The sequence below is a fragment of the Actinomadura mexicana genome (assembly GCF_900188105.1).
Classification (GTDB): Bacteria; Actinomycetota; Actinomycetes; order Streptosporangiales; family Streptosporangiaceae; genus Spirillospora; species Spirillospora mexicana.
In genome coordinates this window covers 451,756-465,953 of sequence record NZ_FZNP01000001.1, presented here as the reverse complement: position 1 = coordinate 465,953, position 14,198 = coordinate 451,756, and the positions used below count along the sequence as shown (strand labels likewise).

The 14,198-nt window shown below is 72.0% G+C and carries 11 protein-coding genes and 1 riboswitch; of the genes, 8 read left to right on the top strand and 3 right to left on the bottom strand.

Annotated features, from left to right (window positions below):
* Positions 1-349: 349 nt before the first annotated feature.
* Both CHC11_RS01960 and CHC11_RS01955 read right to left on the bottom strand, forming a co-directional pair.
* Positions 350-1,381 (bottom strand): restriction endonuclease subunit S, encoded by a 1,032-nt coding sequence (locus CHC11_RS01960; RefSeq protein WP_089309808.1) that lies wholly within the window; start codon positions 1,379-1,381, stop codon positions 350-352.
* Positions 1,374-2,759 carry a type I restriction-modification system subunit M gene (locus CHC11_RS01955; protein WP_089309807.1) on the bottom strand — a complete coding sequence of 462 codons (1,386 nt, stop codon included), beginning with the start codon at positions 2,757-2,759 and terminating at the stop codon, positions 1,374-1,376. The genes CHC11_RS01960 and CHC11_RS01955 overlap by 8 nt, the downstream gene beginning before the upstream one ends.
* 87 nt (positions 2,760-2,846) lie before the next feature.
* Here CHC11_RS01955 and CHC11_RS01950 point away from each other — a divergent pair, with 87 nt between their 5' ends.
* The 3 genes from CHC11_RS01950 (at position 2,847) to CHC11_RS01940 (ending at position 5,868) form a co-directional block, all read left to right on the top strand.
* Positions 2,847-4,040: a glycosyltransferase gene (locus tag CHC11_RS01950; protein ID WP_089309806.1), complete on the top strand. Its 1,194-nt coding sequence runs from the start codon at positions 2,847-2,849 to the stop codon at positions 4,038-4,040.
* Positions 4,041-4,125: 85 nt separating this feature from the next.
* Positions 4,126-5,379, top strand: coding sequence for a lipase family protein (locus tag CHC11_RS01945; RefSeq protein WP_089309805.1), 1,254 nt, complete (start codon positions 4,126-4,128; stop codon positions 5,377-5,379).
* A gap of 99 nt (positions 5,380-5,478) precedes the next feature.
* Complete coding sequence (locus CHC11_RS01940; protein WP_143226885.1) at positions 5,479-5,868, top strand: DUF6221 family protein; 390 nt, start codon at positions 5,479-5,481, stop codon at positions 5,866-5,868.
* Here CHC11_RS01940 and CHC11_RS01935 read toward each other — a convergent pair.
* The gene (locus CHC11_RS01935; RefSeq protein ID WP_089309803.1) at positions 5,865-6,494 is read right to left on the bottom strand and encodes a nucleoside/nucleotide kinase family protein; all 630 of its coding nucleotides are present in this window, start codon (positions 6,492-6,494) and stop codon (positions 5,865-5,867) included. The genes CHC11_RS01940 and CHC11_RS01935 overlap by 4 nt on opposite strands.
* Positions 6,495-6,561: 67 nt before the next feature.
* Positions 6,562-6,642, top strand: a riboswitch (S-adenosyl-L-homocysteine riboswitch).
* Between the two features lie 22 nt (positions 6,643-6,664).
* Between CHC11_RS01935 and metH the strand changes: the two genes are divergently transcribed.
* The 5 genes from metH to CHC11_RS01910 all read left to right on the top strand — a co-directional run bounded on the left by metH (position 6,665) and on the right by CHC11_RS01910 (position 14,074).
* On the top strand, positions 6,665-10,270 hold the full coding sequence (gene metH / locus CHC11_RS01930) for a methionine synthase (RefSeq protein ID WP_089309802.1): 3,606 nt from the start codon (positions 6,665-6,667) through the stop codon (positions 10,268-10,270).
* A gap of 170 nt (positions 10,271-10,440) precedes the next feature.
* Positions 10,441-11,115 carry a formylglycine-generating enzyme family protein gene (locus CHC11_RS01925; RefSeq protein WP_089309801.1) on the top strand — a complete coding sequence of 225 codons (675 nt, stop codon included), beginning with the start codon at positions 10,441-10,443 and terminating at the stop codon, positions 11,113-11,115.
* A 170-nt stretch (positions 11,116-11,285) separates the two neighbouring features.
* The gene (locus CHC11_RS01920; RefSeq protein WP_089309800.1) at positions 11,286-12,425 is read left to right on the top strand and encodes an SRPBCC family protein; all 1,140 of its coding nucleotides are present in this window, start codon (positions 11,286-11,288) and stop codon (positions 12,423-12,425) included.
* A gap of 75 nt (positions 12,426-12,500) precedes the next feature.
* Positions 12,501-13,820, top strand: coding sequence for a putative sodium/potassium/calcium exchanger (locus tag CHC11_RS43245; protein ID WP_089309799.1), 1,320 nt, complete (start codon positions 12,501-12,503; stop codon positions 13,818-13,820).
* Positions 13,817-14,074: a hypothetical protein gene (locus CHC11_RS01910; protein ID WP_089309798.1), complete on the top strand. Its 258-nt coding sequence runs from the start codon at positions 13,817-13,819 to the stop codon at positions 14,072-14,074. Before CHC11_RS43245 ends, CHC11_RS01910 begins: the two co-directional genes overlap by 4 nt.
* The last annotated feature ends 124 nt before the right edge of the window (positions 14,075-14,198 follow it).

The following is a 14,198-nucleotide window of genomic DNA, read 5'->3' as shown; positions in this document are numbered from 1 at the left end:
TAAGCGAACATATGCTTCTCGGCCAAGTCGATGTCGGACGTGGAAGTGAAACAACACACACTCTTACGCAGCGACCTCGGGCCAGTCACCAACGCTTGCGCGCATGCAAGGGCCTTGCCGCACCCTGCGGGACGTCACGCGCCGTCCAAGATCCGCCACACGGCGGCGCCTTACCGGACCTGCCCGCGATGCGCAACCGGACGGGCCTCAGCCGCGCCGCAGACCGGGGACACGAAGGGAAGAAGGCGTCGGCGCGGTCGGCGAGGTGGACCGGCAGCAGCCGGGCGCGGACGAGGTCGAACGGCCCCTCGGGCGATGATGCCGCCCGTTCGATCACGCGGCCGCGCGTTCAGGGGATCAGTTCCGGCAGGAGGGCGTCGCGGAGCCTCGCCAGGGCCGCGCTCTCCGCCGTGGCGGCCTCCACGCGCCGCGCCAGCGCGGTGGCGAAACCGCCGAACGAGCGGGCGGCGCCGTCGCCGGGCCAGGGGACCATGAAGGCGGCGATGTCCTGCCACCTTGCACGCGGCATCCTCGTGCCGTCGCCGACGGCGCAGGCGTGCGCCACGACCTCGTCGCTCGCCAGGGCGGCGAGGAGCCACCCCCGGCGGGCGGCGTCCTGCGGGCGGACGACGAGGATGTCGGTCGAGGCGACGCCGTCGACGAAGGCGAGCCCGACCTTGTGGAAGGCGGGCCGGAGCTTGCCGAACAGGACGTCCCCGGCCGCGAAGCGCCGCTTCGCGCTGGTGACGCCGGACGCGTCGGCCCAGGTCGAGAGCCACATGTGCCGCTTCGGCATGTGCTCCAGGGCGATGTAGTTCTCGTCCCGCCCGATCCGCTGCGGCGGGACGTTGCGGCGCACCAGGTCCCCGAGCTCGCCGATCGGTATGACGGACGCGGCCGTGGCCGCCGACTCGTCGTAGCGGGCGCGGACGAGCGCGTCCCCGCAGGCCGCGATGCGCCCGTTCACCTCGATCTTGTCGTCGAGCGCCCCCAGGACGGACGCCGCCGCGTCCTGTTCCGCCCGGCTCGGGCGCCGGACGGTGAGGCCGTTCAGGATCGCGTGGGTGAGGAGCGGCTGCCCCGAGCCGATGCGGTACCTGTTCAGGCCGAGCCGCTTGAGCAGGTAGTGGACGTAGCGCGGGTTCACTCCGTCCTTTGCCGCGGCGATGATGGCGTTGTCGGTGACCCAGCACCGGTCGCGGCTGTAATGGACGGTCCCGCAGTAGCTCCCGACGCGCCCCACGATCGTGGAACCCGGTTCCGCGTTGAAGTCGCCGGACGTCCCGATGATCCCGTTGGCGCCGAACGTCCGGTAGCGGGCGCCCGCGACGGGACGCGATCGTCCGTTCGAGAAGGTGACGAGTTCGCCCAGCTCAGCCACTGAACCGGCCCAGCTCGTCCCGGACGGCCCGGTCGAGGCGCGCCGACTCCTCCAGGTGCGTGAGGAGCTCCTTGGTGAGCCGGTCCACCCGGTCGGCGGCGGGCTCGTCGCCGCGGTTCGCCTCGGCGGCGCCGACGTAGCGTCCCGGCGTGAGGACGTGGTCGTGCGTCCTGATCTCGTCCAGTCCCGCCGCGTGGCAGAAGCCCGGGACGCCGGTGTGGCGGTGGTCGCGCCACGCCCGGTACGCGCCGGCGATCCGGGCGATGTCGTCGGCGGTGAGGATCCGCTCGGTGCGGTCGACCATCGTCCCCATGCCCCGGGCGTCGACGAACAGCACCTCGCGCGGGACGCTCTTGTGCTTGTCGAAGAACCAGAGGCAGGCGGGGATCGGGGTGGTGCGGAAGAGCCGGTCCGGCAGCGCGACGACGCACGAGACGAGATCGGCCTCCACCAGCGCCGCGCGGATCTCGCCCTCGCTCGACTGCCGGGACGACATCGACCCGTTCGCCATCACCACGCCCGCGCGGCCGCGCGGCCCGAGCTTGGCCACGATGTGCTGGATCCAGGCGAAGTTGGCGTTCCCCGCGGGCGGGACGCCGTAGCGCCAGCGCGCGTCGCCGGGATGCCGGTACCAGTCCGACATGTTGAACGGCGGGTTGGCGAGCACATGGTCGGCGGCGAGCCCCGGATGGGCGTCCTCGAAGAAGGTGTCGGAGCGGCGGACGTCGCCCGCGATCTCGTGGACGGCCAGGTTCATCCTGGCCAGCCGCCACGTCCGCTCGTTCGCCTCCTGCCCGTACACCGCTATGTCGTCCGGCCGCCCCCGGTGGCTCAGGACGAACCTCTCCGCCTGCACGAACATGCCGCCGGACCCGCAGCAGGGGTCGTACACCCGTCCCCGGAACGGCTCCAGGACCTCCACCAGCAGCCGGACCACGCCCGCAGGGGTGTAGAACTCGCCGCCGCGCCTGCCCTCGGCCCGCGCGAACTTCTCCAGGAAGTACTCGTAGACCTCGCCGAGCACGTCCCGCGCGGGCCGCGCCCCGGCCTCCGCCCCGAACCGCACCTGGCCGATGAGCTCGACCAGCTCGCCGAGACGCCGCTGGTCCACCCGGGTGTAGATCTGCGGGAGGGCGCCGTCCAGCGAGGGGTTGGCGCGCATGACGGCGCCCATCGCCGCGTCGACACGCTCACCGGTCTCCCCGGCGGCGGGGGAGAGGTTCGCCCACCGCGCCTCGTCCGGTACCCGGAAGGCCCCGGCACCGGACGAGTCGGACACGTACTTGAGGAACACGAGCCCGAGGACGAAGTCCCTGTACTGCGCCGCGTCGACGGATCCGCGCAGCTTGTCGGCGGCCTTCCAGAGGACTTCGTCCATCCGCGTGACTCTAGTGCTCGGCCCGCCACGCTGGCGGGACGCCGTTCGTGGACGGGAAGCGGGTGCGGTGCGAGGCTGCGTAACGTGATGGTCGTAGGCGTCCTGGCGTTGGCGGCGCTGGCCGGATGGCTGTACCTGGCGTTCGCGCACGGCGGCTTCTGGAGGACGGGACCGGGCCTGCCCGACGCACCGGAACCGGACGAGTGGCCGGAGGTCGTCGCCGTCGTCCCCGCCCGCGACGAGGCCGCCGTCCTCCCGGAGACACTGCCGACGCTGCTCGCCCAGCGGTATCCGGGCTCCTTCCGCGTGATCCTGGTCGACGACGGGAGCAGCGACGGCACCGCCGAGGCGGCCACCTCCCTCGCCGGCGGCGACCCGGCCCTGACGATCGTGCCCGCGAGGGAGCGCCCGCAGGGGTGGGCGGGCAAGGTGTGGGCGATGTCGGAGGGCGTCCGGGAGGCGGGCGAGCCCGACTTCCTCCTCTTCACCGACGCCGACATCGCCTACGCCCCCGGCACCGTCGAAGGGCTCGTGCGCGCCGCCGTGGCCGGACGCCGGGACCTGCTGTCGCAGATGGCGACGCTCAGCACCCGCACGGGCTGGGAGCGGGTGATCGTCCCCGCCTTCGTGTACTTCTTCGCCCAGCTCTACCCGTTCCGCCGCGTCGGCCGCGACGGGGCGCGCACGGCCGCCGCCGCGGGGGGCTGCATGCTCGTCCGGCGCGCCGCCCTCGCCGGGGCGGGCGGCCTCGCCCGGATCCACGACGCGCTGATCGACGACGTGGCGCTGGGACGGCTCGTCAAGCGCGCGGGCGGGCGCTGCCGCCTCGATCTCGGCCGCGACGTCGTCAGCCGCCGCCCCTACCCCCGCCTCGCCGACCTCTGGGCGATGATCGCCCGCAGCGCCTACCACCAGCTGCGCCACTCGCCCGCCCTGCTCGCCGGGACCGTCGCCGGCCTGCTGCTCCTCTACGCGGTCCCGCCCGCCGCGACGGCCGCGGGCCTGGTCGCGGGCCCGTCCGGCGGCGGCGCGCCCGCCCTCGCGGCGGGCGCGCTCGCCTGGGCGCTCATGGCGGCCACCTATGCGCCGATGCTGCGCTTCTACGGCCTGTCGCCCGTGCGGGCCCCGGCCCTGCCGCTCGTGGCCCTGCTGTACGCGGCGATGACCCTCGACTCCGCCCGCAGGCACCGCGCCGGCCGGGGCGGCGCCTGGAAGGGGCGCGTTTTGTCGGGACGGGACAAATCCGGTTCCGCCGATGCGTCCCGCACTTCATTGGAGTAAGTGTCCAATTACGTTACTGTCGGGTGGCCGTCACGCCGACGGCCAGGCGCGCAGACGCCGCCGCCACGTTGAAGGGTTACCCGCCATGTCCATCATCGTTCGCCGGCTCGTGCGCGCCGCTGCGGCGTCGTGCGTCGGCCTCGCCATGACGGCGGCCGCCCTGCAGGGCACCGCCGCCGCGGCGCCGCAGGACCCCAGGCCCCCGGCCGAGGATCCGTTCTACCAGCCGCCCTCCCCGCTCCCGGCGGGCGCGCCCGGTGACGTCATCCGGTCGCGTCCCGCGGTGTTCACCGTGGACCCGATCGGCCACTCGCCGTACGAGGGCGTCAAGTCCTGGCAGGTGCTGTACCGGTCGGAGACGGCGCAGGGGCGGCCGACCGCCGTCTCGGGCATGGTCCTCGTCCCCACCAGGCAGTGGACGGGCCAGGGCGAGCGGCCGCTCGTCTCCTACGCCGTCGGGACGCGCGGACTCGGCGACGCCTGCGCCCCGTCCTACACCCTCACGCAGGGCATGGACTACGAGGAGCTGTTCATCGCCGACGCGCTCAGCCGCGGCTGGGCCGTCGCCGTCACCGACATGGAGGGCCTCGGCACCCCCGGCCAGCACACCTACGAGGTCGGCACCTCCCAGGGCCGGGCCCTGCTGAACGTCGCCCGCGCCGCGCAGCGCCTCCCGGACGCCGGGCTCGGCGGCGCGCCGGTCGGCCTCTGGGGCTACTCCCAGGGCGGCACCACCGCGGGCTGGGCGGCGGAGCTGGCGAAGACCTACGCCCCCGAGCTGGCGATCAAGGGCGTGTTCGCGGGCGGCGTCCCGGCGGACCTGCGGGCCGTCGCCAAGGGACTGGACGGCTCCCCGTTCGTCGCGCTCATGTTCATGGCCGCCGTCGGCTACGACGCCGCCTATCCCGAGCTCGACCTGGCCGGGTACCTCAACGACGAGGGCCGCGAGCTGCTGGCCAAGGCCCAGGACATGTGCCTGGTCGGCTTCGACGGGCCCCTCACGGTCGTGCAGACCGCGTTCAGGCACATCAGCGACTACACGACCACCGACCCGCTGGCCACGCCCGAGTGGCAGCGGCGCCTGGACGCCAACAAGCTCGGCTCCACCGCCCCGAGCGCCCCGGTGCTCCAGACGCAGGCCGTCTACGACGAGATCATCCCCGCCGCGCAGGCCGACGCCCTCCACAAGGCGTGGTGCGCGAAGGGCGCCAATGTCACCTGGAAGACCTACACCTTCGCCGAGCACGCCACCGGAATGCTCTGGAGCGAGCCCGACGCGATGACCTTCCTCGGCGACCGCTTCGCGGGCAAGCCGGTCACCGGCAACTGCGCCGCCTGACCCTCCGCCGCCCGACCCATACCCGCGGGGCCGTCCCGCGTCTACGGGCAGTCCGGTGGCCATAGGGCCGTCCCGCTCCGCAAGGGGCAGGATGGCCCTATGGATTTGGTGGAGTTCCTCCGCGCCCGGCTGGACAGGGACGAGCAGATGGCCCGCGCCTGCTCCGGCACCCCCTGGAAGGCGGCCCCCTCCGGCACGGTCAGCACCGACACCGGCGATCCCGGCACGGACGCCTCCGCCTACGTCGCGACGGCGGAGAACGGCGCGTACGCCGAGCACATCGCCCGCCACGACCCCTCCCGCGCGCTCGCCGAGGTGGCCGCCAAGCGCCAGATCGTCGACGACTACGAGAAGCAGGCCTGGATCCTCGGCCAGGGCCACCGCCCCCCCGGGTTCGACGCGGCGCAGTCCGTCCGCGAGACGGTCCTGCGCCTCCTGGCCCTGCCCTACGCCCACCACCCCGGCTACCAGGAGGAATGGCGGCCCTAGGCGTCGGTGACCAGCGCCGGGTGGCCGGGGTCGTCCATCTTCAGGGCGACGTCGGCGGTGCGCACGGGCTCGACCTCGGCGTCATAGCGCGCGTAGGCGGGAAGCGTCCACGCCTCGTCCCCGGCCGTGCGGCGGGCCAGCGCCCCGCGCGACAGGAACAGGTGGACGGTCAGCTCGAACGGCAGCCCCCGGCCGAGCAGCAGCGAGCCGTCCAGCAGCAGGACCCCGCCGGGCCGGACGGGGACGTAGCCCGCCCTCGTCGACCTGTCGAGCGCCGCGTCCCACAGGCTCGGCAGGACCCTCCCCGTGCCGGACGGCTCCAGCGGCCCCAGCACCTCCCGGACGAGCCCGCCCACGTCGAGCCACTCGTCGTAGAAGACGTCCGGGTCATTCCGCCCGTGCTCGTAGCGCAGCGAGGCCGGGCGCAGGAAGTCGCGCGCCGACACCCGCACGACGTCCCGTCCGAGGGCGCGCAGCGGCGAGACGAGGGCGTCGGCCAGATCCGAAGGCGCCGCGGGCGGCGCCCCGTCGACCGCCACCCGCGTCCAGGAATCAGAACCGGACGCCGTGATCCGGTCGGCCAGCTCCTCGACCACCAGGGACGGCGAGATCGGTCGTGCGCGCATCGCCTCATCCTGCCCGCAACCCCGGGCGCGCCTGACACACCGGCCCCGAGGAATGTAACCTCGTTACCGGGCCGAGAGGCGCTGCAACGGGCGAGAGCCCGCCACGCTCGGCCCGCGACACCTGATTCCGCAAGGGCGCCTCCCAGATTCCATGGGAGGTGCTCGAAAACATGACTCAGACTCCATTGCGCGAACTTCTTGAGCAGCGGATCGCGGTACTGGACGGCGCGTGGGGCACGATGCTCCAGGGCGCGGGCCTGACCCCCGACGACTACCGCGGCGACCGCATCGCCGGCGACCACCCGAAGGACGTCACGGGCGACCCCGACCTGCTGAACCTGACCCGGCCGGACGTGATCCTGGACGTCCACCGGCAGTACCTGCGGGCCGGCGCCGACATCACGACGACCAACACCTTCACCGCGACCAGCATCGGGCAGGCCGACTACGGCCTGGAGGGCCTGGTCCGGGAGATGAACGTGCAGGGCGCCCGGCTGGCCCGGCAGGCCGCCGACGAGTTCGGCGGGCGCTACGTCGCCGGTTCCATCGGCCCGCTGAACGTCACGCTCTCGCTGTCCCCGCGGGTCGACGACCCGGCCTACCGCGCCGTCACGTTCGACCAGGTCAAGGACTCCTACGCCGAGCAGATCAGCGCGCTCGCCGAGGGCGGGGTCGACCTGCTGCTGATCGAGACGATTTTCGACACGCTGAACGCGAAGGCCGCGATCGCCGCCGCCCGCGAGGCCGCCCCGCACCTGCCGCTGTGGATCTCGGTGACCATCGTCGACCTGTCCGGCCGGACGCTGTCCGGGCAGACCGTCGAGGCGTTCTGGCGGTCGATCGAGCACGCCGAGCCGCTGGTGGTGGGCGTGAACTGCTCGCTCGGCGCCGACGAGATGCGCCCGCACGTGGCGGAGCTGGCGCGCCTGGCCGGCACCTACACCGCCTGCCACCCGAACGCGGGCCTGCCGAACGCCTTCGGCGGCTACGACGAGACCCCGGAGGAGACCAGCGGCAAGGTCGGCGAGTTCGCCGCGTCCGGCATGGTCAACGCCGTCGGCGGCTGCTGCGGGACGGGCCCCGACCACATCGCCAGGATCGCCGAGGCGGTGCGGGGCATGGCCCCCCGCGAGGTCGCCGCTCCCGGTGCCGCGAGCCGCTTCAGCGGCCTGGAGCCGTTCGCGATCGGCGCCGACACCGGCTTCGTCATGATCGGCGAGCGCACCAACGTCACCGGCTCCAAGAAGTTCCGCAAGCTCATCGAGGCGGGCGACCACCAGGCCGCCGTGGACGTGGCGCTCGACCAGGTGCGCGGCGGCGCGAACCTGCTCGACGTCAACATGGACGCCGACCTGCTCGACAGCGAGCGGGAGATGACGACCTTCCTCAACCTCATCGCCACCGAGCCCGAGGTCGCCCGCATCCCGATCATGGTCGACAGCTCGCGGTGGAGCGTGCTGGAGGCGGGGCTGAAGACCGTCCAGGGCAAGGGCGTCGTCAACTCCATCAGCCTCAAGGAGGGCGAGGGCCCGTTCCTGGAGCAGGCCCGCCGCATCCGCGACTTCGGCGCCGGCGTCGTCGTCATGGCCTTCGACGAGACGGGCCAGGCCGACACCACCGAGCGCAAGGTCTCGATCTGCGGCCGCGCCTACGACCTGCTCACCCAGCGGATCGGGTTCCCGGCCGAGGACATCATCTTCGACCCCAACGTCCTCGCCGTCGCGACCGGCATCTCCGAGCACAACGGCTACGCCAAGGCGTTCATCGACGCGCTGCCCCTCATCAAGGAGCGCTGCCCGGGCGCCCGCACCAGCGGCGGCATCTCCAACCTGTCGTTCTCCTTCCGCGGCAACGACATCGTCCGCGAGGCGATGCACTCGGCGTTCCTGTTCCACGCCGTCCGGGCCGGCCTCGACATGGGCATCGTCAACGCCGGGCAGCTCGCCGTCTACGAGGACATCCCCGCCGACCTGCTCGAACTGGTCGAGGACGTGCTGTTCGACCGCCGTCCCGACGCCACCGACCGGCTCGTGTCGTTCGCCGAGAACGTCAAGGGCGAGGGCACCAGGCGGGAGGTCGACCTGTCCTGGCGGGACGCGCCGGTCGCCGCCCGCCTCTCCCACGCCCTCGTGCACGGCATCATCGACTTCATCGAGGCGGACACCGAGGAGGCCCGCCGGGAGGCCGAGCGCCCCCTCGACGTCATCGAGGGCCCGCTGATGGACGGCATGAAGGTCGTCGGCGACCTGTTCGGGTCCGGCAAGATGTTCCTCCCCCAGGTGGTCAAGAGCGCCCGCGTGATGAAGCGGTCGGTCGCCTACCTGGAGCCCTTCATGGAGAAGGAGAAGCAGGAGGCGCTGGCCGCCGGCCGCGCCCACAGCGACCGCGGCCAGGGCAAGATCGTCCTCGCGACGGTCAAGGGCGACGTGCACGACATCGGCAAGAACATCGTCGGCGTCGTCCTCGGCTGCAACAACTACGACGTCATCGACCTCGGCGTGATGGTCCCCGCGGCCAGGATCCTGGAGACCGCCGTCCAGGAGGGCGCCGACGCCGTCGGGCTGTCCGGGCTGATCACCCCGTCGCTGGACGAGATGGTCTCGGTCGCCGCGGAGATGGAGCGCCGCGGCATGCGGCTGCCGCTGCTGATCGGCGGCGCCACCACGTCCCGGCAGCACACCGCCGTGAAGATCGCCCCCGCCTACGACGCGACGACCGTGCACGTCCTGGACGCCTCCCGCGTCGTCGGCGTCGTCTCCGACCTGCTCGACGGAAAGCGCGCCGCGGCGCTGGACGCCGCCAACCGCGAGGAGCAGGCCCGGCTGCGCGAGCAGCACGAGACCAAGCAGCGCCGCCCCCTGCTCACCGTCGAGAGGGCCCGCGAGAACCGCGAGCGCGTCGACTTCGGCGACCTGCCGACGCCCGACTTCACCGGCGTGCGGATCGTCCGTCCCGAGATCTCCGCGCTCCGCGAGATGATCGACTGGCAGTTCTTCTTCCTGGCCTGGGAGCTGAAGGGCAAGTACCCGGCGATCCTCGACCAGCCCGTCGCGCGCGAGCTGTTCGACGAGGGCAACGAGCTGCTCGACCAGATCATCGCCGACGGCTCGTTCGAGGCCCACGGCGCCTACGGCTTCTGGCCCGCGCACTCCGACGGCGACGACATCATCCTGCCCGGCGCCGCGCGCTTCCCGATGCTGCGCCAGCAGACGTCCAAGCCGACGGGACGCCCCAACCGCTGCCTCGCCGACTACATCGCCCCCTCCGGCGACCACCTCGGCGGCTTCGCCGTGACGATCCTCGGCGCCGAGGACCTCGCCGCGAAGTACGAGCAGGACAACGACGACTACAAGGCGATCATGGTGAAGGCCCTCGCGGACCGCCTCGCCGAGGCGTTCGCCGAGTACGTCCACCTGGAGGCCCGCCGCGCCTGGTTCGAGCCGGACGCCGACCCCGCCCTGGAGGACCTGCACGCCGAGCGGTTCCGCGGCATCCGTCCCGCCCTCGGCTACCCGGCGAGCCCCGACCACAGCCTCAAGCAGGCCCTGTTCGACCTGCTGGACGCCGGCCGCCTCGGCATGAAGCTCACCGAGTCGTACGCGATGGCCCCGGCCGCCAGCGTCAGCGGCCTGATCTTCGCCCATCCGGCGGCGCGCTACTTCACGGTCGGGCGCGTCGGCAGGGACCAGATCGAGGACTACGCCCGCCGCTGCGACCTCCCGATCGCCGAGGTCGAGCGCTGGCTCGCCCCCAACCTCGCCTACGACCCCGCCTAAGAATCTCCTCCGACCGCACCGGTCGGTCTCCCAGGGCCTTCGCAGCGCGTCGCCGCGAAGGCCCTGGGGCGGCGGCGATCAGACGGAGGAGACGAGTGATCAAAGCGGCGTCGAACCCGCGTCCGGGCGGCCTCCGGGCCGCGGGTGGCGATCGGTAGGCTCACCTGCTGATGAACGCGAGCACCGGGGTGGAGATGGTCGCCGTCCCCGCGGGGACGGTGACGCTGTCGGACCGGCGGACGCGGCGCAGCTGGCCGGTCGACCTCGCGCCGTACCGGCTGGGAGCGTTCCCCGTCACCCAGGCGCAGTACGCACAGGTCACCGCGGAAAGGCCGAGCACCGCACGGGGAGAGCGGCTGCCGGTCGAAGGCGTCTCTTGGCTGGACGCGGTCCGCTTCTGCAACGCCCTGTCCCGGCGTGAGGGGGCGGCGCCCGCGTACCGCCTCCATGCCGACGGCGAGCGCGCCGAGTGGGACGCCTCCGCCGACGGGTACCGTCTGCCCACCGAGGCCGAATGGGAGCACGCCTGCCGTGCCGGCACGACCGGCCCGCGGTACGGGCCCCTCGACGAGATCGCCTGGTATCGCGGCAACGCCCGGGAGCACGTTCACGACGTGGGCGGCAGGCGGCCGAACGCGTGGGGCCTGTACGACATGCTGGGCAACGTCTGGGAATGGTGCTGGGACCTCTACGACGCCGACGTCTACGGCGCCTACCGGGTTCTCCGAGGCGGCGGATGGTCCGACGAGCACTGGAGCTGCAGGGCCTCGGTGCGGCGCCGCAGCCACCCGACGTTCCGGATCGACGACGTGGGCTTCCGCGTAGCGCGTTCCACCGTGGGCTGACGGCGGGAAGACCCAGATTCGGGCTGCCGGAAAAGCCAGGCCGTTCCCGCGCATAGGGATGGTAGATCATTCGTTTTTGCTGGTCAGTGGCGCTTTTGCCGTTTTAGCTCCAGTTTCTGGGGCTATGTCGTCAGAGTCAGGGGAAACGGCTAGGGAAGCGAAGGCCGATCATGACGGAAGCGGACACGGGGAACGGCAGCAAGGCGCAGGACCTCCCCGTAGAACAGCTCAAGGACGCAGGTCGCGCCCTCGCCCAGGCGCTCATGGTGCGGGCGCTGGAGAAGGCGAGCGGCCGGATCGAGGGACTGACCGAGGGACTGACCGAGCACCTCGACGGCGGGAACGGCGGGGGAGTCGCCGGGAAGGCGGCGGCCGCCGGCGCGAAGAAGCTCGCGCAGGGCGAGTCTCCGCTCAAGGCGGGGCTCAGCGCGGGCGCCACCGGGGCGAAGGAAGTGGTGAAGGGCAAGGTGAAGGACGCCGTCGGAGGCGGCGGCGGCAAGGACGGCAAGGGCGGCGGCCAGGGCAAGATGAAGGTCACCAACATCATGGAGGAGTTCGACGTCGGGCTGCCTCGCCGCGTGGCCTACGACCAGTGGACGCAGTTCGCCGACTACCCGAGCTTCACCAAGAAGGTGGAGAGCGTCGAGCAGGAGTCCGACGAGAAGATCAACTGGCGGGCGCAGGTCTTCCTCTCCCACCGCACCTGGGAAGCGACGATCATCGAGCAGGTCCCCGACGAGCGGATCGTCTGGAAGTCCAAGGGCCCCAAGGGCTATGTCGACGGCGCCGTGACGTTCCACGAGCTCGCGCCGTCCATGACGCGGGTCCTGCTGGTGGCCGAGTACCACCCGGACGGCTTCTTCGAGAAGACGGCGAACATGTGGCGCGCCCAGGGCCGCCGCCTCCGCCTGGACTTCAAGCACATCAAGCGCCACATGATGACCAAGACGCTGCTGGACCAGGAGGAGGTCGAAGGCTGGCGCGGCGAGATCCGCGACGGCGAGGTCGTCAAGACCCACGAGGACGCCCTCAAGGAGGAGCAGGAGGCCAAGGAGCGCGACGAGGAGGAGAAGGAGCAGCCGGAGGCGAAGCAGGGGGACGAGGAGAAGCCGGAGGCGAAGCAGGAGGACGAGGGCAAGCCGGAAGCAGAGCAGGGAGACGAGGGCAAGCCGGAGGCAGAGCAGGGGGACGAGGAAGAGCCGAAGGCAGAGCAGGAGGACGAGAAGGAGCCGGAGGCGAAGCAGGAAGACGAGAAGGAGGAGCCGGAGGCGAAGCAGGAGGAGAAGGAGGCGGAGAGCGCCCGAGCCTGACGTCTTCGCTGGTGGAAGGTGGCGCTGAGGGGGCATGTACACCCCGGGAAGCAGGATCGAGCATCGGGGGGAACGATGAGCGACGGCGCGTCCGGCAATGCTGACCGCGAGCGGAACGAGTCCCGCGATGACTCGGAGGGCCTGACCGGAAGGACCGTTCGACCGGACAGGCGGGCGCAGCCCGCGGAGGGCCCCGACGTCCATCTCGACGTCCCGCACCTCAAGGTGGAAGAGATCTCGCTGGAGGTCGAGAACCTGGAGGCGCACGTCTCGCTCGTCGCCCAGGTCCTCGACATGCTCAAGCTGAACGTCGGCGCGGACGTGTTCCTCGGCCGGGTCAAGCTGGAGATCAAGGGAGTCGAGGCGCAGGCCGAGCTCCAGGTCCGGCTGGACAACGTCGCCGTCATCGTCGACCGCGTCCTGACCACCCTCGACCGCAACCCGGAGATCCTCCAGCACATCGGACGGGGCCTGGAGTCGGCGGTGAGCGACATCGGCTCCGGGACCGGCTCCGCCGTGGGCGAGGTCGGCAAGGGCGCCAGGGGCGCCGTGGAGGACGTCGGCCGCGGCGCCGGCGGCGCCGTCGAGAGCGTCGGCGAGGGCGCCGGGGGCGCGGTCAAGGACGTCGGCGAGGGCGCGGGCGGCGCCGTCAAGGACGTCGGCAAGGGTGCCGGCGAAGGCGTCGGCGAGGTCGGGCGAGGCGCCGGCCGCGCGGCCGAAGAGGTGGGCGAGGGCGCGGGCGAGGGCGTCAGCGAAGTGGGCAAGGGCACCGGCCGGGCAGCCGAACAGGTGGGCGAAGGCGCAGGCGAAGGTGTCGGCGAGGCGGGCAAGGGCGCGGGCCGTGCCGCCGAAGGAGCAGGGGAGGGCGTCCGAGACGTGGGCAAGGGCGCAGGTGGCGCCGCCGAAGGCGTGGGCGAAGGCGCGGGACAGGCCGCCGAGGCCACCGGCCAGGGTGTTGCGGACACCGCGAGCAAAACGGCCGAGACCGCAGAAGGCGCCACCGACACGGTGACGTCCCAGGACTCCTCAGATCGGGCCAAGGAGCCTGACGAGTCTGAGGACTCCTCCGGCGAGGGCGGGGGGAAGACGGAGCCCGAAGACTCTTCCGAGCAAGACGAAGAAGGCGACGACTCCTCCGACCGAGGCAAGGAGGAGACGGAGCCAGAAGATTCCTCCGAGCGGGACGAGGAGGGAGCGAAGCTCGACGACTCCTCCGGCGAGGAGGACGAGCCGGCGGGGGGACAAGACACGAACGACGGGGCGGACACGTCCGACGGCGACCAAGAGATCACGGCGCTCCAGGGCGCCCTGCGCGAGACCGAGGATTCCGTCCGCGAACTGGGCAAGGCGCTCCTGCGAATGGTCTCGGGGCCAGGAGGAGGCGCGCGATCATGAGCCCGAGCGACCTGCCCGACGCCGACCTGCAGCGCACGGCGGACATCCTCTTCACCGCCAGGGTGAAGGCCGACGAACTCCGCTTCGACGTGGTCCCCGACGTCTCGGTGACGTTCACCGAGGGCTCCTCCGACGAGTCCGCCTCCGGAAGCTCCCGCACCAACCTCCCAGACCAGGTCAAGACCCAGACCACCTACCAGGACATCCAGATCGACTACGCCATAGCCGCCAAGCTCACCCCGCCCCCGGAATGACCCCGCCATCCCTACCTGGGGCTGCTGCTATCGGTACCCGATGGGCGTGCGTCCCGCTCACCCAGGACCCTGGTGGCTGACTCCAAAGTGTATCGAAGCGGCCACTACGAAACTCTCTACAACG